Origin of the sequence: Streptomyces atriruber (assembly GCF_001418325.1) — a bacterium.
Lineage (GTDB): Bacteria > Actinomycetota > Actinomycetes > Streptomycetales > Streptomycetaceae > Streptomyces > Streptomyces atriruber.
Window position 1 is genome coordinate 1 of record NZ_LIPN01000019.1, and the last position, 17,603, is coordinate 17,603.

The 17,603-nt window shown below is 72.8% G+C and carries 20 protein-coding genes and 1 pseudogene; 16 read left to right on the forward strand and 5 right to left on the reverse strand.

The genetic code is table 11. From position 1 onward, the window contains the following. From AOK03_RS01550 to AOK03_RS01575, 6 genes and pseudogenes are all read left to right on the forward strand, one after another. Positions 1 to 376: pseudogene (locus AOK03_RS01550) on the forward strand (NYN domain-containing protein); the annotation flags it as partial. 63 nt (positions 377 to 439) lie between these two features. Then, a complete protein-coding gene (locus AOK03_RS01555; protein WP_425264346.1) occupies positions 440 to 1,474 on the forward strand; it encodes an ABC transporter ATP-binding protein in 1,035 nt (344 codons plus the stop codon). A gap of 43 nt (positions 1,475 to 1,517) precedes the next feature. After that, positions 1,518 to 2,339, forward strand: coding sequence for an ABC transporter permease (locus AOK03_RS01560; RefSeq protein WP_055563278.1), 822 nt, complete (start codon positions 1,518 to 1,520; stop codon positions 2,337 to 2,339). Between the two features lie 34 nt (positions 2,340 to 2,373). After that, a complete protein-coding gene (locus AOK03_RS01565) occupies positions 2,374 to 3,000 on the forward strand; it encodes a hypothetical protein (RefSeq protein WP_055563294.1) in 627 nt (208 codons plus the stop codon). Positions 3,001 to 3,251: 251 nt separating this feature from the next. After that, positions 3,252 to 3,992 carry an RNA polymerase sigma factor gene (locus tag AOK03_RS01570; RefSeq protein WP_055563279.1) on the forward strand — a complete coding sequence of 247 codons (741 nt, stop codon included), beginning with the start codon at positions 3,252 to 3,254 and terminating at the stop codon, positions 3,990 to 3,992. Then, entirely contained in the window at positions 3,989 to 4,918 is a 930-nt protein-coding gene (locus AOK03_RS01575; protein WP_055563280.1) for a CU044_5270 family protein, read from the forward strand. The genes AOK03_RS01570 and AOK03_RS01575 overlap by 4 nt, the downstream gene beginning before the upstream one ends. On the opposite strand, the gene ybaK is transcribed toward AOK03_RS01575, so the two are convergent. The 4 genes from ybaK to AOK03_RS01595 form a co-directional block, all read right to left on the reverse strand. Next, complete coding sequence (gene ybaK / locus AOK03_RS01580) at positions 4,915 to 5,418, reverse strand: Cys-tRNA(Pro) deacylase (protein WP_055563281.1); 504 nt, start codon at positions 5,416 to 5,418, stop codon at positions 4,915 to 4,917. The genes AOK03_RS01575 and ybaK overlap by 4 nt on opposite strands. 17 nt (positions 5,419 to 5,435) lie before the next feature. Continuing rightward, complete coding sequence (locus AOK03_RS01585) at positions 5,436 to 6,182, reverse strand: LON peptidase substrate-binding domain-containing protein (protein WP_055563282.1); 747 nt, start codon at positions 6,180 to 6,182, stop codon at positions 5,436 to 5,438. A gap of 2 nt (positions 6,183 to 6,184) precedes the next feature. Continuing rightward, positions 6,185 to 7,156, reverse strand: coding sequence for a hypothetical protein (locus AOK03_RS01590; protein ID WP_055563295.1), 972 nt, complete (start codon positions 7,154 to 7,156; stop codon positions 6,185 to 6,187). Between the two features lie 191 nt (positions 7,157 to 7,347). Next, on the reverse strand, positions 7,348 to 8,862 hold the full coding sequence (locus AOK03_RS01595; protein ID WP_244177448.1) for an oxidoreductase: 1,515 nt from the start codon (positions 8,860 to 8,862) through the stop codon (positions 7,348 to 7,350). Positions 8,863 to 9,095: 233 nt separating this feature from the next. On the opposite strand from AOK03_RS01595, the gene hisD reads away from it, so the two are divergent. The 10 genes from hisD (at position 9,096) to AOK03_RS01645 (ending at position 16,813) form a co-directional block, all read left to right on the forward strand. Then, on the forward strand, positions 9,096 to 10,427 hold the full coding sequence (gene hisD, locus AOK03_RS01600; RefSeq protein WP_055563284.1) for a histidinol dehydrogenase: 1,332 nt from the start codon (positions 9,096 to 9,098) through the stop codon (positions 10,425 to 10,427). 23 nt (positions 10,428 to 10,450) lie between these two features. Further along, the gene (locus AOK03_RS01605; RefSeq protein WP_055563296.1) at positions 10,451 to 11,563 is read left to right on the forward strand and encodes a histidinol-phosphate transaminase; all 1,113 of its coding nucleotides are present in this window, start codon (positions 10,451 to 10,453) and stop codon (positions 11,561 to 11,563) included. Further along, positions 11,560 to 12,162 carry an imidazoleglycerol-phosphate dehydratase HisB gene (hisB, locus tag AOK03_RS01610; RefSeq protein WP_055563285.1) on the forward strand — a complete coding sequence of 201 codons (603 nt, stop codon included), beginning with the start codon at positions 11,560 to 11,562 and terminating at the stop codon, positions 12,160 to 12,162. Before AOK03_RS01605 ends, hisB begins: the two co-directional genes overlap by 4 nt. 3 nt (positions 12,163 to 12,165) lie before the next feature. Continuing rightward, positions 12,166 to 12,330, forward strand: a complete 165-nt coding sequence (locus AOK03_RS43025; protein ID WP_055563286.1) for a hypothetical protein — start codon at positions 12,166 to 12,168, stop codon at positions 12,328 to 12,330. A gap of 17 nt (positions 12,331 to 12,347) precedes the next feature. Beyond that, the gene (gene hisH / locus AOK03_RS01620; protein WP_055563287.1) at positions 12,348 to 12,989 is read left to right on the forward strand and encodes an imidazole glycerol phosphate synthase subunit HisH; all 642 of its coding nucleotides are present in this window, start codon (positions 12,348 to 12,350) and stop codon (positions 12,987 to 12,989) included. Then, positions 12,986 to 13,711, forward strand: a complete 726-nt coding sequence (gene priA, locus AOK03_RS01625; protein WP_055563288.1) for a bifunctional 1-(5-phosphoribosyl)-5-((5-phosphoribosylamino)methylideneamino)imidazole-4-carboxamide isomerase/phosphoribosylanthranilate isomerase PriA — start codon at positions 12,986 to 12,988, stop codon at positions 13,709 to 13,711. Before hisH ends, priA begins: the two co-directional genes overlap by 4 nt. Beyond that, positions 13,708 to 14,103, forward strand: coding sequence for a RidA family protein (locus AOK03_RS01630; RefSeq protein WP_055563289.1), 396 nt, complete (start codon positions 13,708 to 13,710; stop codon positions 14,101 to 14,103). Before priA ends, AOK03_RS01630 begins: the two co-directional genes overlap by 4 nt. Then, positions 14,100 to 14,855 carry an imidazole glycerol phosphate synthase subunit HisF gene (hisF, locus tag AOK03_RS01635; RefSeq protein WP_055563290.1) on the forward strand — a complete coding sequence of 252 codons (756 nt, stop codon included), beginning with the start codon at positions 14,100 to 14,102 and terminating at the stop codon, positions 14,853 to 14,855. Before AOK03_RS01630 ends, hisF begins: the two co-directional genes overlap by 4 nt. 124 nt (positions 14,856 to 14,979) lie before the next feature. Continuing rightward, positions 14,980 to 15,561 (forward strand): ArsR/SmtB family transcription factor, encoded by a 582-nt coding sequence (locus tag AOK03_RS01640; protein WP_055563291.1) that lies wholly within the window; start codon positions 14,980 to 14,982, stop codon positions 15,559 to 15,561. 10 nt (positions 15,562 to 15,571) lie between these two features. Continuing rightward, entirely contained in the window at positions 15,572 to 16,813 is a 1,242-nt protein-coding gene (locus AOK03_RS01645) for an MFS transporter (RefSeq protein WP_055563292.1), read from the forward strand. 17 nt (positions 16,814 to 16,830) lie between these two features. Here the strand turns inward: AOK03_RS01645 and AOK03_RS01650 are convergent, their stop codons facing one another. Further along, a complete protein-coding gene (locus AOK03_RS01650) occupies positions 16,831 to 17,466 on the reverse strand; it encodes a TIGR03085 family metal-binding protein (protein WP_055563293.1) in 636 nt (211 codons plus the stop codon). Positions 17,467 to 17,603: the final 137 nt, after the last annotated feature.

Sequence of the window (17,603 nt, forward strand, 5' to 3'; positions counted from 1 at the left end):
CGAGGGCGCCGAGGCCGCCGCGCTGCCCACCCTCGCCCAGCTGACGACGGCCGAGCAGCGCTGGGCCGACCGCGAGGAGGACATCACCACCGTCGGCGGCGACCCCTTCGAGGTCGGACAGGTGTTCGCGCGGCGCTGGATGGCCCGGCTCCCGGAACAGCACAACCTGCAGAAGCTGTCGACGATGTACCCCCGCATCCCGCACCGCATCGACGGGGAGCTCCTCCGCTACGCCGCACGGTTCGGTCTGCTCGCGCACAAGGACGACCAGATCGACGAGCACGACCGGTACGCGATCAGGGCCGGTTTCTGGCGGGAGGTCGACGTGCGGACGGCCGCCGAGCACGCGCCCGCGGGGGACCGCGCAGGTGACTGACACGGGACGTACGGGGCGCCCCGGGCGCAGTCCGTGCCCGCGGACCCCGTAGGCTCGTCCTTCGTGAGTACGCGCCCGACACCGGCAGTCCGACAGGGACTCCGTCAGGATCACGGCAACGACGCCGTCTGCGCGGTGCGCGACCTGGTCAAGACCTATCCCGCCGCCCGCGCCCGGCGCGGCAGGCCCGCGACCCCCGAGGTCCGCGCCACCGATGGGATCCGTCTGACGGTCGGACGCGGCGAGATCTTCGGTCTCCTCGGCCCCAACGGCGCCGGCAAATCCACCCTCGTGCGCCAGCTGACCGGTCTGATGCGACCCGACAGCGGGAGCGTCGAGATCCTCGGCCACGACATCGTGCGGCACCCCGAGCGGGCCGCGCGGATCCTCGCGTACCTGGGGCAGGAGTCCACCGCCCTCGACGAGCTGACCGTGTCGCTCGCCGTGGAGACGACCGGACGGCTGCGGGGGCTCGACGTGGCGCGGGCGCGGGCCGAGCGGGACGCGGTCCTCGAAGAGCTGGGGCTCACGCCGCTGGCCTCGCGGCCGCTGAAGAAGCTTTCCGGCGGGCAGCGCCGGCTCGCCTGCTTCGCCACCGCGCTGGTGGGGGAGCGGCAGCTGCTCGTCCTGGACGAGCCCACCACCGGGATGGACCCGGTCGCCCGGCGTGCCGTCTGGGCGGCGATCGACCGGCGCAGGGCCGAGCGCGGCACCACGGTGGTGCTGGTGACGCACAACGTCATCGAGGCCGAGACCGTCCTCGACCGCGTCGCCGTGCTCGACCAGGGCAAGGTCATCGCCTGCGACACCCCGGCCGGGCTCAAGGAGAAGGTCGCGGACGAGGTCAGGGTGGAGCTGGTGTGGCGGGAGCGGGCGCCGCTGGACGTGCCTGAGGTGGCCGCGCTGCGGTCCTCCGCGGTCGAATCGGGGCGGCGGTGGTCCCTGCGGCTCGCCCCGGACGAGGCGCGGGCGGCCGTCGCGGCGGTCACCGGCGGGGCGGCGTTCGCCGCGCTGGACGACTTCACGCTGGCCACGCCCAGCCTGGAGGACGTCTATCTCGCGCTGGGCGGGAGCGGGCGGGGGCTGGTGAAGGCGTGACGCCGAGCAGAGTGCGTAGGAACAGCGACAGAAGGGTTGCCCGGTGAGTGCCGTTCCCCTCGAAGCCGTGGTGCGGGCCGACGGGCGTGCCCAGGCGGCCGACACGGGCCCCGCGCCCCTCGGGCCGCCGGCCCGGCTGCTGCCGGCGCTCTCGGCCGTCTACCGCGCCCAGCTGTCACGGGCCCGGGTCGCCCGGATACCGCTGCTCTTCGTGGCGACCTTCCAGTCCGTCGGCATCATGATCCTGATGCGCGGCGTCGTCGACGGGGGCGGTGAGGCGCGGGCCGTCGTCGCCGGATCCTCCGTGCTCGTCGTCGCGTTCGTCGCCCTCAACCTGCTCGCCCAGTACTTCGGCCAGCTCCGCTCCGACGGCGGACTCGACCACTACGCCACGCTCCCCGTGCCGCCCGCCGCCGTGGTCCTGGGCGCCGCGGCCGCGTACGCCTCCTTCACGGTGCCCGGAACGTTCGTGACGGCGATCGTCGGGTGCGGGCTCTTCGGGCTGCCCTTCACGCACCTGTGGGTGCTCCTGGCGGTGATTCCGCTCGCCGGTGCCGCCCTGGCCGGGCTCGGCGCGGCCCTCGGGCTGCTCGCGCCCCGGCCGGAACTGGCCACGCTCCTCGGCCAGATGGGCATGTCGGCGGCGCTGCTGCTCGGGGTGCTCCCGGCCGACCGCATGCCGACGCTGCTGCAGTACGCGCGCGACCTGCTGCCCTCGACGTACGGCGTGGAGGCCTTCGCCCGTACGTTCGGGCCGGATCCGGACTGGGGCGTCGTCGCCCTCGACCTCGCGGTCTGCGCGGGCGTCGGCGTGGTCTCGCTGGCCGTCGCCACCTGGGCGTTCCGCCGGGCGGCCGTGCGGTGACGCGCCGCACAGGGAGTGCTGGCACGATGTGGGGGTGACCGCACCGTTGACACCCTCCCAACCGCCGCACGAACAACCCCCGCACGACCCCTGGCAGGCGCCCGCGCAGCCGTCGGGAGCGACGTCTCCTCACGGATACGAGGAGGACGGTCCCGGCATGAAGACCGAAGTGCGGCAGGCTGCAGTGATCATGGTCGCGGTCGCCCTCGGCGGCGTCCTGCTCGGGCTGCTGTGGATGTGGCTCTCGCCGCGGGTGCCGCTCATCTCGGACGGCAAGGTGGTGTACCTCAAGGACACCGAGGGCGAGCAGGCCATAGGCGTGGACGGAACGTTTACGCTGCTGTCGCTCGGCTTCGGTCTCGTCAGCGGCGTCGTCGTCTTCCTGCTGCGCAAACGCGGCGGCATCCCGCTGGTCGCGGGGCTCGCGCTCGGCAGCCTGCTCGGCGCGCTGCTCGCGTGGCGGGTCGGCATCTGGCTCGGACCCGAGACGGACGTGGTGGCGCACGCCAAGTCGGTCGGCAAGGGTGTCGTGTTCGACGCGCCGCTGGAACTCAAGGCCATGGGCACGGTCCTCGCCTGGCCGGTGGCCGCGCTGGCCGTGCACCTCGGCCTCACCGGTCTGTTCGGTCCGCGGGACCCGGAGCCGTATCCGGCGCCCTGAGCCCTGTCCCGGGCCCTGAGCCCCGCCCCGGGTCCCCGGATCCTAGGCGGGGCGTTTTCCGTGGTTGGCCTTGCGCTTCTTCGCCCGCCACTTCCGCATGCGCGTCTTCTTCGACATGCCCTCGGTACTAGTCCCGTGCGGGACGGGTGTCGAGGGCGCTTTCACGTCGTCCGCGGAGATCCCGCGGACAGGCCGATCCTGCCGTGACGCACATCACCGGGACGGCCCGCGGCGGGCGGACAGGAGGTGACGTGGACCTATCCTTACGCGCTCGCATACGAGCCGGTGACGCCCAGGCGTTCGCCCACCTCTTCCGGCAGCACGCGCAGGCCGTGCACGCTCACGCCGCACGGTGGCTCGGTGATCCGGGCCCGGCCGAGGACGTGGTCTCGCTGACCTTCCTGGAGGCCTGGCGGCTGCGGGAGAAGCTGCTGGACGACGGCGGCTTCGCCGCACGGGTCCGGCCCGACGGCAACGACAACGACGACGGTCTGCGGGCCTGGCTGTTCGGGATCTCCACCAACGTGCTGCGCAACACCCGCCGTGCGGCCCGGCGGCACAGGGCAGCCCTCGACCGCCTCCCCGACCGCCTCCCGCACCAAAGGTCCGGCACCGGGACGGTGCCCGACTTCTCCGACGCCCTGATCGGCCGTCTTGAGGACGCCGAACGGCTCGCCGCCGCCACGGCCGCCCTGCGGCAACTGCGGCCCCGCGAACGCGAGGTCTTCGCGCTGTGCGTCTGGTCCGAGCTGAGCTACGCCGACGCCGCCGCGGCCCTGGGGGTGCCGGTCAGCACGGTGCGCTCCCGGCTCGCCCGCGCCCGGCAGCGCCTGCGGCGGCTGGCCGAGAGCGAACTGGCGCGCCGCACCGAAGCACCGGCCGGAAGGGACACGACCGGGATCGACGGAAGAACGAGACGCCTCCCCGCCGGCGGACAGGAACCGGATGACCGAGCCGCGACGGCCCGGTCGGCACAGGAGAGAGACCGATGAATCCCACGGAACGCCAGGAACTGGCCGGGCTGCTGCCCGGCCCGGCCACCCCGGTCCTGTCGAGCGACCGGATGACGCTGATGGAGGCCCACCTCATGCAGGAGATCACCAAGGAAGCCGAAGCCCCCACCCCCACGCCTGGCCCGGCCGACGCCGGCCACCGCCCGCCCCGGCGGCTGCGGCGGGCGGTGGCCCTGGTGGCCGTGCCCGTCACCGCCGCCGCGGTCCTCACCACCGTCCTCACCGTCGGCGGCGGGGACGGCCCGGCCGGGCCCGCCACCGACTCGGAAGCCGTCGCGCTGCTGGACCGCATCGCCACGGTCACCGCCGCCAAGGGCACTCCGGCCGTACGGGACGACCAGTGGGTCTACACCCTCGTCCAGGGCACCGACGACTTGACGGACCAGGGACTGGACACCTTCCGTCGCGCGGACTGGCACGCCGTCGACGGCCGTCGCGACGGGCTCGCCCGGACCACCGTCCTGTCCGGCCCATCGGGCAAGGGCACCACGGACATGCGGCTCCAGGCCGACCCGAACGCCACCACCTACCGGGAGCTGCAGGCCCTGCCCACCGACCCCGGTGCGCTGTACGACAAGGTCTGGTCGGCGACCGAGGGACAGGGGCCCACCCATGAGGAAGCGGCTCTGGAGATGATCGGCAGCATGCTCGAGGGGGCCACCCTGCTGCCCGACGTGGGCGCCACCCTCTACCGCGCAGCCGCCCGGGTCCCGGGCATCACGGTGGTCGACGACGCCGAGGACGCGTCAGGACGTTCCGGTGTGGGGCTCGCCTTCGGCGACGGCGAGAACCGGCAGGTCTGGGTCTTCGAGGACAAGCGCCTCGCCTACCTCGGCTCGGACCACGTCGCGCTCCTCGACGTCGACGTGGTCGACCGGGCGGGGCAGACTCCGGACAGGCCCTAACCCCGGCCGATCGGCGCGAGCACCGCGTCGGTGAGGGAGGCCAGGTCGCCCGGCGCCAGTTCGACCTCCAGGCCGCGGCGGCCCGCCGAGACGCAGATCGTGGGGTGCGCCGACGCCGAGTCGTCCAGGACCGTGCGCAGCTTCTTGCGCTGGCCGAGCGGGGAGATGCCGCCCCGCACATAGCCCGTGGTGCGCTCGGCGGCCGCCGGGTCGGCCATCGCGGCCCGCTTGCCGGAGACCGCGGCGGCCAGGGCCTTCAGGTCGAGGGAGCCCGCCACGGGGACGATCGCCACGGTGAGCGCGCCGTCGACCTCGGCGACCAGCGTCTTGAAGACCCGGTCGGGCGAGACGCCCATGGCCTCGGCGGCCTCGTCGCCGTACGACGGGTGGGCCGGGTCGTGCTCGTAGGAGTGGACCGTGAAGGTCGTGCCGGCGGCGGTGAGCGCGACCGTCGCGGGCGTGCCCCCGGCCTGTGCCTGCTTCTTCTGCTTCTTCGCCATGGTGCTCGCGCCTTACGTCAGTTGAGACTCGTCGTCCCGCGCGTCAGGTCCGTCGCGGGCAGCGAGGGCAGGTTACGGATGATCGCGGTCTCGGAGCGCAGCAGTTTCAGCTCGTCCCGCAGCCGCGCCGCCGTGTCCGGAGCCTCCAGGAGCCGCTGCTTGGTGCCGGTGTCGAGCACGGCCGCCGCCGCGACCAGGTACGACACGACGGACGGGTCGTCGGGCAGCTCGGCGCCCGTCGACAGAGAGCGCTCCCGCGCCCCGGCCAGCCGCTTCTGGTAGGAGCGGAAGGCGCGCAGGACGCCCTCGGCCAGCGCGCCCGCGCCGTCGCCGGACTCCTCGGGCACCTCCTCGACCTCGGCGGTGAGGAAGGCCCCCGAGGCGTCGACCGAGTGGATCCGCACCCGCGTCGTGCCCGTCGCGAGGACCTCGAAGCCGCCGTCGTCGCGCTCCCTGATCGTCGCGGCGTCCGCCACGCAGCCCATGGTGTGGAAGGCCTTGAGCGGATCGTCGCCGAACCCCGCGGCGGGGCCGTGGTCGGGCTGCGCCGTCGGGTCGGGGAGTCCTGGCGCGCTCGGCGCCACCTCCTGGCCGTCGCGGATCGCGACGACGGCGAACTGGCGCTGCTCCTCCTCAGGAGTCTTGAGCAGCTCGCGCATCATGGCGCGATATCGCTCCTCGAAGACGTTCAGCGGCAGCACGAGGCCGGGGAACAGCACCGAGTTGAGCGGAAAGAGCGGAAGCCGGGTGGTCACGACCGGCAAGCCTAATGGTCGCCGGAGCGGTCCCGTTCCCGCGGACCGCGCAGCGGCGTACGCGACGCCACTTCTATCCGTACGCCGTCGCGCAGCTCCAGGAACTGGCCGAGCGGATCGTCCGCCATCCGGTCCCAGGGGAACGACGTGGCGTACGGCCCGATCAGGCGCAGCTGGTCCAGGGCGTCGTCCCACCGCTCCAGGCGGACCAGGACGTAGGTGAGGAGGTTGCGGACCTCGGCGGGCCACGGGTCCCCGGCCTCGTACTCCCGCGACAGACGGATCGCGAGGTCCGCCGCCGCGTCCAGGCGCTCGCGCGGCAGGTTCCCCGAAGGGCTCGTCAGATAGGCGAAGGCGGCCCGCGCCGGAAGGACCTGTATCAACGAGCCGGGCAGCGCGTCGTCCGCGGCGCGCTCGGCGAAGTCGAAGCACTCGCGGTGCGAGCCGTACCAGGCGGCCGACAGGTACTGCAGGGCCGAGGCATGGCAGCCGTAGTGGTACGAGGAGCGGCGCACCGCCTCCTCCCACAGCTGCTCGAAGACGGTGTGCGGGGCGTGCGTGCCGCGGGCGTGGTCCAGGGCGATCCGCCAGGGCACCGGGTCGCGCGGGTCGGCCTCGGCGGCCGCGGTGAGCAGCGGGCCCGACTCGCGCAGGAGTTCGGCGCGGGCCGGCGATTCCCAGCCGCGCACCACCGCGAGCTCGGCCTTGACGAGCAGGGCGTCCGGGTCGTGCGGGGACGCGCCGAGCCAGTCGTCGAACCACTCGGGGCGGGAGCGTGCGAAGGCGGCGAGCCGCGTGGTGTAGCGGTCGCGGTTCTCCCACTCGGCGGCCTCGCGGGTGGTGGCGAGGACCTTGGCGGCCGGGCCGTAGTCACCGCGCCCGGCGGCCACCAGGGCGGGGGCGAGCCGCTCGTCGGGCACGTCGAGGAGCACCTCGTCGTCCGGCGGGAGCCCGGCGGCGAGCCGCGGGGTGTGCCGGACCATGCGGGCGGTACGGATGAAGGCACGCAGCACCGTGCCCTCCTTTGCGCATCGACCGGCGCCGCTCGCGCGGATCAGCCGGTCACCGTCGTGGTTGTTTGTCGGTCGCAGGGATGACGGCCCAAGGCGGGGGATGGTTGCCTGGCATTGCGTAACGGTTCAGCCTTTGGCCATGGGTTTCGGCCGTGGCGGGCTCAGCTGCGCCGCAGGAGCCGGGTCGCGCCCGCCGCCACCGTGGTCGCCAGGATCCAGCCGAGCAGGATCAGCGCGGTCGAGAACCACTGCCAGCCGCCGTTCAGCTGCCAGTAGGTGTCCTGTCCGAGGTTGATGACCGGCAGCAGCAGGTCGAGGGAGAACAGGGCGGGGTTCCAGTTCGGGTGCTCGCCCGGTTTGATCGCCGGATGCTCGGCGCGCGAGAACGCCACCGCGCTGATCGCCCACAGCACGGCCATCCAGACCGCGGCCCGGCCCGGCCGGTAGCCGTAGGCGACGGTCCAGTCCTGCGCGTACCCCCAGAGCTTCGCCGCCAGCGGCAGGGTCTCGCGGCGCCTGCGCTGCTTGGCGAGGAGGACCTCACGGGCGTCGGCGTCCTCGCCGCCGTTGCGCAGGACGGTGGCGAGCTTCTCGTACGGCTCGGGGTTGTACTCGGCCGTCGCGGCCATCACCCAGCTCAGCCGCCGGGACAGCGGGAAGCTGCCCTGCGGCACCAGGTTCTCGTACGTGAAGCCGCCCATCTGGAGACCGCCGGGCCCGGGCCAGCTCGTCGCCCGGTCGATGAGGTTGACGACCCTGGCGCCGGACAGCACGACCTTCCCGCGCTGCGGTGCCTCGCCGAGGAAGCGGAGCTCGGGCGTCTGGACGCGGCGCAGCGAGATCTCCTGGTCGTTCTGGAGCGTGAAGCGGGCGTGCGCGAAGTCGATGGCGTCGCCGAAGCGGCCGTCGTCGAGGCGGATGCCGCCCTCGCACTCGAAGCGCTGCACGCGGGTGCCGCGGGCCGGTGTGGTGCCGCTGGTCTGCGGGGGATTGCCGACGGCCGCCGGGGTCAGGTACAGCGTGCGCTCGACGGTCATCTGCGGGGCGTTGAGGGCATGCCTGCCGTACTGGTTCACCAGCTTGCTGCCGCGCAGGCTCAGCGACACACCGATCTTCGCGCCGCGCAGGCTCAGCTCGCCGTGCGACTCCATCATCTCGGCCTGCAGGTCCTGGCCGACGGTGAGGCCGTCGCCGGTGATCGAGTGGCTGCGCCGGTCGCGGTAGACGACCGCCTGGTTCAGCAGCAGGTCGGTGCCGATGTGGGCGTCGGTCAGCCGGATGCCGTTGTGGATCCGGCAGCGCGGCAGGTGCAGATCGCCCTCGGTGTGCAGCCTGGCCGCCTCGACGCGCGGGATCGAGCAGTCGACGAGCCGCAGCGTCGCGAAGCGGGCCTCGGGGAGCAGGACCTCCTTCTCGAAGCGGCAGTGCTTCATCTCGGTGTACGGGACGACCGTGCCGCCCGCGAGGTCGAGCGGGTCGGTGATCTGCACGCCCGCCAGCTTCAGGGAGGAGACGCGGCCCGCGAGCGCGGGCGGACCGTCGAGCAGCAGCCAGCACACGATGCGCGCCCGCACGCTCCGCTCGGGCCCCCAGGGGTGCCCGCCGTGCGGATCGTCGACGGCCGGATCGCCCGATCTGAGGTCGTAGACACTGCCGTTGCGGAAGGCCTGCCACATGCCGATCTCCGCGGCGGTCAGTCCGTCCGGCGGATCCCCGGTGCCGGCGTCGTCGACCACTGCTGTATCCCTCCGTCCTGCGGTGCACGCCTCTTCGTACACCTGTTTCATGCCCGCTCGGTGACCGGCTGAACGCCAGCGAGACCCTAGTGGTGAACGCGGTCTTCCGCGGTTCATATCAGCCAGTGATACGCGCGTCCGCCCCCGAAAGAAGGTCTGAGAGAATTGGCCATGTGATCTCTCGAATCGATCTGCGCGGCGACGCCCTCACGGAATTTCCGTCCGGGTCCGCCCTGCGCGCCCTGCTGCCCCGTGCCGACTTCGACGTCGCGGCCGCCCTGGAGAAGGTGCGGCCCATCTGCGAGGACGTGCATCATCGTGGCGACGCGGCGCTGATCGACTACGCGGAGAAGTTCGACGGCGTGCGCCTGGACCGGGTCCGCGTCCCCGCCGCCGCCCTCACCGAGGCCCTGGACGGCCTCGACCCGGCCGTCCGCGCGGCCCTGGAGGAGTCCATCCGCCGCGCCCGCACCGTCCACCGCGAGCAGCGCCGCGCCCCGCACACCACGCAGGTCGTCCCCGGCGGCACGGTCACCGAGAAGTGGGTGCCCGTCGAGCGCGTCGGGCTCTACGCACCGGGCGGCCGGTCCGTCTACCCCTCCTCCGTGATCATGAACGCCGTCCCCGCGCAGGAGGCGGGCGTCGAGTCGATGGCGCTCGCGTCCCCGCCGCAGGCCGACTTCGGCGGCCTGCCGCACCCGACGATCCTCGCCGCCTGCGCGCTCCTCGGCATCGACGAGGTGTACGCGGTCGGCGGCGCCCAGGCCGTCGCGATGTTCGCGTACGGCACCGAGAGCTGCGCCCCGGCCAACATGGTCACGGGCCCCGGCAACATCTGGGTCGCGGCCGCCAAGCGCTACTTCACCGGGCGCATCGGCATCGACACCGAGGCGGGCCCGACCGAGATCGCGGTCCTCGCCGACGACACCGCCGACCCGGCGCACGTCGCGTCCGACCTGATCAGCCAGGCCGAGCACGACCCGCTCGCGGCCGCCGTCCTCGTCACGGACTCCGTGGCCCTCGCGGACGCGGTCGAGAAGGAGCTGGCGCCGCAGGTCGCCGCCACCAAGCACGTCGAGGACCGCATCGTCCCCGCGCTGAGCGGCCGCCAGTCCGCGATCGTCCTGGTCGACGGCCTGGAGGAGGGCCTGCGGGTCGTCGACGCGTACGGCGCGGAGCACCTGGAGATCCAGACCGGGGACGCGGCCGCCGTCGCGGGGCGCGTCAAGAACGCCGGCGCGATCTTCGTCGGCCCGTGGGCGCCCGTCTCCCTCGGCGACTACTGCGCGGGCTCCAACCACGTCCTGCCCACCGGCGGCTGCGCCTGCCACTCCTCGGGGCTCAGCGTCCAGTCGTTCCTGCGCGGCATCCACATCGTGGACTACTCCCGCGAGGCCCTCGCGGACGTCGCGCACCACGTCGTCACGCTCGCCGAGGCGGAGGACCTGCCCGCGCACGGGGCGGCCGTGAAGGCCCGCTTCGGCTGGGAGGTGCCGGGCCAGTGAGCGCCTCCGAGACCCGATCCGGGATCCGCATCGACGACCTGCCCGTGCGCGACGAGCTGCGCGGCAAGTCCCCCTACGGCGCACCCCAGCTCGACGTGCCCGTACGCCTGAACACCAACGAGAACCCCTACCCACTGCCCGAGCCGCTCGTCGAGCGCATCGCCGAGCGGGTGCGCGAGGCCGCCCGGGACCTCAACCGCTACCCCGACAGGGACGCGGTCGAGCTGCGCACCGAGCTCGCCCGCTACCTCACCCGCACCGGCGGGCACGAGGTGACGCGCGCCCACGTCTGGGCGGCCAACGGCTCGAACGAAGTCATCCAGCAACTGCTGCAGACCTTCGGCGGCCCGGGCCGCACGGCCATCGGCTTCGAACCGTCGTACTCGATGCACGGCCTCATCGCCCGCGGCACCGGCACCGGCTGGATCTCCGGACCGCGCTACGACGACTTCACCATCGACGTCGACGCGGCCACGAAGGCCATCGCCGAGCACCGCCCGGACGTCGTCTTCATCACCACGCCCAACAACCCCACGGGCAACGCGGTCCCGGCCGAGGCCGTCCTCGCGCTGTACGAGGCGGCGCAGGCCGCGAAGCCGTCCATGGTCGTGATCGACGAGGCGTACGTCGAGTTCAGCCACGGCGACTCGCTGCTCCCGCTGATCGAGGGCCGCCCGAACCTCGTCGTCTCCCGCACCATGTCGAAGGCCTTCGGCGCGGCCGGGCTGCGCCTCGGCTACCTCGCCGCCGACCCGGCGGTCGTCGACGCGGTGCAACTGGTGCGCCTGCCCTACCACCTGTCGGCCGTCACGCAGGCCACCGCGCTCGCCGCCCTGGAGCACACCGACACGCTCCTGAAGTACGTCGAGCAGCTCAAGGGGGAGCGCGACCGCATCGTCACCGAGCTGCGCGCGATGGGGTACGAGGTGACCGACTCGGACGCCAACTTCGTGCAGTTCGGGCGATTCGACGGCGAGGGCGCCTCGCACGAAGTGTGGCGGCAGATCCTCGACCGGGGCGTTCTGGTGCGGGACAACGGCGTGCCGGGATGGCTGCGCGTGTCCACCGGAACCCCCGACGAAAACGACGCGTTCCTCGATGCGGTACGCACACTCAAGAAGGAGCAGAGCGCATGACTCGCGAAGGCCGCGTCGGAAGAATCGAGCGGACCACCAAGGAGACCTCCGTCGTCGTCGAGATCGACCTCGACGGCACCGGCAAGGTCGACGTGTCGACCGGGGTCGGCTTCTACGACCACATGCTCGACCAGCTCGGCCGCCACGGCCTCTTCGACCTGACGGTCAAGACCGACGGCGACCTGCACATCGACTCGCACCACACCATCGAGGACACCGCGCTCGCCCTCGGTGCCGCCTTCAAGCAGGCGCTCGGCGACAAGGTCGGCATCTACCGCTTCGGCAACTGCACCGTCCCGCTGGACGAGTCGCTCGCCCAGGTGACCGTCGACCTGAGCGGCCGCCCCTACCTCGTGCACACCGAGCCCGAGAACATGGCGCCCATGATCGGTGCCTACGACACGACGATGACCCGGCACATCCTGGAGTCCTTCGTCGCGCAGGCCCAGATCGCGCTGCACGTCCACGTGCCGTACGGGCGCAACGCCCACCACATCGTGGAGTGCCAGTTCAAGGCCCTGGCCCGCGCGCTGCGGTACGCGTCCGAGCGCGACCCGCGCGCCGAAGGCATCCTCCCCTCCACGAAGGGTGCGCTGTAACCCATGACCGGGCTCAACACCATCCTCATCGTCGTGGGTCTCTTCCTGATCGGCGGCATCATCTCCTTCGTCAAGCAGGGCATGCCGAAGAGCCTCATCACGCTGCTCTCCATCGGCGCCGCGATGTGTCTGGCCGCGGGCATCCTGCGGCTCGACTACTGGAACTGACGGGAGGCGTACGCACCATGAGCACTCCCAAGAAGGTCGTCGTCTTCGACTACGGCTTCGGCAACGTGCGCTCCGCCGAGCGTGCCCTCGCGCGCGCGGGCGCCGACGTCGAGATCACCCGTGACTACGACACCGCCATGAACGCCGACGGCCTGCTCGTGCCCGGCGTCGGCGCCTTCGCCGCCTGCATGCAGGGGCTCAAGGAGGCGCGCGGCGACTGGATCGTCGGGCGGCGCCTGTCCGGCGGACGCCCCGTCATGGGCATCTGCGTCGGCATGCAGATCCTCTTCGCGCGCGGCATCGAGCACGGCGTGGAGACCGAGGGCCTCGACGAGTGGCCCGGCACGGTCGAGCCGCTGAAGGCCGAGATCGTGCCGCACATGGGCTGGAACACGGTCCAGGCCTCGGCCGGATCCCCTCTCTTCAAGGGCCTGGACGGCGACGCGCGCTTCTACTTCGTCCACTCCTACGCGGTGCACGACTGGTCCCTGGAAGTCGCGAACCCGGTGATGCGCGCCCCCTACGTGCACTGGTCCACGCACGGCGAGCCCTTCGTGGCGGCCGTCGAGAACGGCGCCCTGAGCGCCACCCAGTTCCACCCCGAGAAGTCCGGCGACGCCGGCGCCCAGCTCCTCACCAACTGGATCGGAACCCTGTGAGCACCCTCGAACTCCTTCCCGCCGTCGACGTCCGCGACGGGCAGGCCGTACGCCTCGTCCACGGCGAGTCCGGCACGGAGACCTCCTACGGCTCCCCGCTGGAGGCCGCCCTCGCCTGGCAGCGGTCGGGCGCCGAGTGGCTGCACCTGGTCGACCTGGACGCCGCCTTCGGCACCGGCGACAACCGCGCGCTGATCGCCGAGGTCGCCGGGGCCATGGACATCAAGGTCGAGCTGTCGGGCGGCATCCGCGACGACGCCTCGCTCGCCGCGGCCCTCGCCACCGGCTGCACCCGCGTCAACCTCGGCACGGCCGCCCTGGAGACCCCGGAGTGGGTGGCCAAGGTCATCGCCGAGCACGGTGACAAGATCGCGGTCGGTCTCGACGTACGCGGCACGACGCTGCGCGGCCGCGGCTGGACCCGCGACGGCGGCGACCTCTACGAGACCCTGGAGCGCCTCAACGCCGAGGGCTGCGCCCGCTACGTGGTCACGGACATCGCCAAGGACGGCACACTGCAGGGCCCCAACCTGGAGCTCCTGAAGAACGTCTGCGCGGCCACGGACCGCCCCGTGGTCGCCTCCGGCGGCGTGAGCAGCCTCGACGACCTGCGCGCCATCGCCGAGCTCGTGCCGCAGGGCGTCGAGGGATCGATCGTCGGCAAGGCGCTGTACGCGAAGGCGTTCACGCTGGAGGAAGCGCTGGAGGCCGTGTCGCGATGAGCGGGCTGCGACGAGTGCAGAGCGGGAGCCCCTGGGAGGAGGCCTTCGGCTTCGCCCGTGCCGTCGAGGCGGGCGACCGGGTCGTGGTCGGCGGCACCACCTCCTTCAAGGGCGACGTCCTGTACGGCGAGGGCGATCCCTACGAACAGGCGCGGGTCGCCATGGACAACGCGCTGGAGGCGATCGCCGAGCTCGGCCTCGGCGCCGAGGCCGTGATCCGCACCCGCATTCTCCTGACCCATGCGCGGGACGTCGACGAGGTGGGCCGGGCCCACAAGGAGGTCTTCGGCTCCGTGCGTCCGGTCATGACCATGGCGGTCGTCTCCGGCTTCGTCGACCCGCGCATCCTGGTCGAAGTGGAACTGGAAGCCTTCCGAGGAGCCCCCGCATGACGCTCGCGGTACGTGTGATCCCCTGCCTCGACGTGGACAACGGCCGCGTCGTCAAGGGCGTCAACTTCCAGAACCTGCGCGACGCGGGCGACCCCGTCGAGATGGCCAAGGTGTACGACGCCGAGGGCGCCGACGAGCTCACCTTCCTGGACATCACCGCGTCGTCCGGCAACCGCGAGACCACGTACGACGTGGTCCGCCGCACCGCAGAGCAGGTCTTCATCCCGCTCACGGTGGGCGGCGGCGTGCGTACCGCCGAGGACGTCGACAAGCTGCTGCGCGCGGGCGCGGACAAGGTCGGCGTCAACACGGCCGCCATCGCGCGCCCCGACCTGATCCGCGAGATCGCGGAGCGGTTCGGCCGTCAGGTGCTCGTCCTCTCCGTGGACGCGCGGCGGACTCCGTCCGGGTCGTTCGAGGTCACCACCCACGGCGGCCGCAAGTCCGCGGGGATCGACGCGGTCGAGTGGGCGCACCGGGCCGCGGAGCTCGGGGCGGGGGAGATCCTGCTCAACTCGATGGACGCGGACGGCACGAAGGACGGCTACGACATCGAGATGATCTCGGCGGTGCGCAAGCACGTGTCCGTGCCGGTGATCGCCTCCGGTGGCGCGGGCCGCCTGGAGCACTTCCCGCCGGCCGTCGAGGCGGGCGCGGACGCGGTGCTCGCGGCGTCGGTCTTCCACTTCGGTGATCTGCGGATCGGCGAGGTCAAGGAGACGCTGCGGGAGGCGGGGCACGCGGTCCGCTAGCGGTGGGTTCTCTTGGGCCCCGGTCACCCTGTGGGGGTGGCCGGGGCTTTTTCTTCGGCAGATGCGAAGGGAAAGTTGCGCAATATTAGTTGCGCAACTTTTCTTTCGTACCTACCGTGAGGATATGGAGAACCGTCGCCGGATCACGGATCTGGGCACCCTCAAGGCCTTCGGCCACCCCCTGCGCATGAAGCTGTACGGCACCCTGCGGGTGGGCGGCCCCGCGACCGCCTCGCACCTGGCGGCGCAGGTCGACGAGGCCGTCTCGCTCGTCAGCTACCACCTGCGCAAGCTCGCCGAGCACGGCCTCATCGAGGAGGCCGAGGCGCAGAGCGAGGACGCGCGGGAGCGCTGGTGGCAGGCCGCGCAGGACACGCTGAGCTTCCGCCACGAGGACTTCAAGGACACGCCCGAGGGAGCGGCCACGCACGCGGCCGTCGTCCGCGGCCTGCTCGCGCACCGCAAAGAGCAGTACGAGACCTACCTCGACCAGCAGGCGGCCTGGGGCGCCGAGTGGCGCAAGGCGGCCGACCAGTCGGACTTCCTCGCCCGCCTCAACCCCGCCGAGCTCACGGCCCTGAACGCCGAGATCCACGCCCTGGTGAAGGCCTACGAGGAGCGGGGCAAGACCGCCGAGGCGGCCGGGGACACCGAGGGCCGCGAGAACGTCGCCGTGCACCTGGCCAGCTTCCCGTTCCGGATCTGAGAGGCCCGCCGTGACCACCGTGACCGCGCCCCCGGCGACCGAACGCCCCGCCCACCGCGACGGCAACGTCCTGCGCTGGCTCGGCGCCTACACCACGTCGATGGTCGGCGACGGGATCTACTTCGTCGCCCTGTCCTGGGCCGCGGCCCGCAGCGGCAGCCCCGGCCAGGCGGGCCTGGTCCTCGCCGTCGGTGCCGTCCCCCGCGCCGCCCTCATGCTCGGCGGGGGAGTCGTCGCGGACCGCCTCGGCCCGCGCCGCGTGGTGATCGGCAGCGACGCGGTCCGCTGCGCCGTGCTCCTCGTGGCCGCCCTGCTGCTGCTCGTCTCCTCACCCGGCATCTGGCTGCTCGCCTGCATCGCCCTGGTCTTCGGCGCGGTCGACGCGCTGTTCCTGCCGAGCGTGGGCGCGCTGCCGCCGCGCATCACCGCGCCGGGCCAGCTGGGGCGGGTCCAGGGCATGCGGGGTCTGGCCCAGCGCGTCGCCACCGTCGTCGCGGCGCCGCTGGGCGGCCTCGCCGTGGCGCTCGGCGGGCCCGCGGCCGCGTTCGCGCTCGGCGGTGTGCTGTTCGTCCTCTCGCTGGTGCTGCTCGCGGCCGTACGCCTGCGCCCGCTGCCCGCCGACGACGCCGCTGCGCGCGGCGACTCGGCCTTGCGGCAACTCGCCGACGGGCTGCGCTACATCCGCGGACACCGGCTCCTCGCCCCGCTGACGCTCGTCGCGGCGGTGATGGAACTCGGCTTCGCGGGACCCGCCAACATCGGCCTGGTGCTCCTCGCGGACCGGCGCGGCTGGGGCGCCGCGGGAATGGGCTGGATCATCGCGGGATTCGGCGTCGGCGCGGGGCTCGCCGCCCTCCTGCTCGCCGTACGCGGGCGGATACCCCGGGCCGGGGCGGTGCAGTCCGCGGGCGTCATCGCGGGATCGGTCGCCCTGGCGGGCATCGGCTTCGCGCCCTCGGTCGCGGCGGCCACGGCGGCCGGGCTCTGCGTGGGGCTGTGCACCGGGCTGGGCGGCGCCCTGATCGCGGCGCTCATGCAGACCGCCGCCGACCCCGCCTACCTGGGGCGCGTCACCTCCGTGGCCACCCTCTTCACCATGGGCGCCGCACCGCTGTGCTATCCGGTCGTCGGCGCCGCGATCGGGGCATGGGGCATCGAGCCGGTGTACGCCGGGTGCGCCGCACTCAGCGCCCTCGGCGGCGTCATCGGCCTCTGCTCACGCCCCCTGCGCCGCGCCGAACTCCCGCGCTGAGCCGCGTGGTTCACGGGTCACAGACCCAGCTGCTTCGAATCCTGCAGCGTCGCGATCGCCGCCTTGTCGCCGTCCAGCTCCACGTCCGCGACCTCCTGCCTGCCGTACACGAACATCAGCAGCTCCGACGGCTCGCCGGTCGCCGTCACCACCGGCGCCCCCCGGTGCGCCACCGCCGTCTGGCCGTCCGGGCGGCGCAGCACCAGGCCCACCGGGGCCTTGCGGCCCACCAGGCGGGCCGAGCGCTCCAGGCGGGACCACAGGGTGTTCGCGAAGACGGGATCGAGCTCGCGGGGCGTCCAGTCGGGCTGCGCGCGGCGCACGTCCTCGGTGTGGACGTAGAACTCGACGGCGTTCGACAACTCGTCGATCTGCTTCAGGGAGAAGGGCGAGAACCGCGGCGGTCCCGTACGGATCAGCTGGATCAGTTCCTCGTACGGCTTCGCGGCGAACTCGGCCTGAACCCGCTCCAGGCGCGGGGCGAGCTGCTTGATCAGGAGCCCGCCCGCCGCGTCCGCGCGGCGCTCGCGCACCACCACGTGGGCCGCCAGGTCACGCGTCTTCCAGCCCTCGCACAGGGTGGGCGCCTCGGGACCCTCCGCCTCCAACAGATCGGCGAGGAGAAGTCGTTCACGCTTCGCATGGGTCGACATGTCAGCCACCCTACGACCGGCCACCCGGTCCGGACAGTGGACACCGCCCGGGGCGGCCCGCGAAGGGCGGCACAATGGGGCCATGACCAGCGTTCCCCCGCCCAGCAGCAGCCTCGACCCGGAGATCGCCGCGCGCC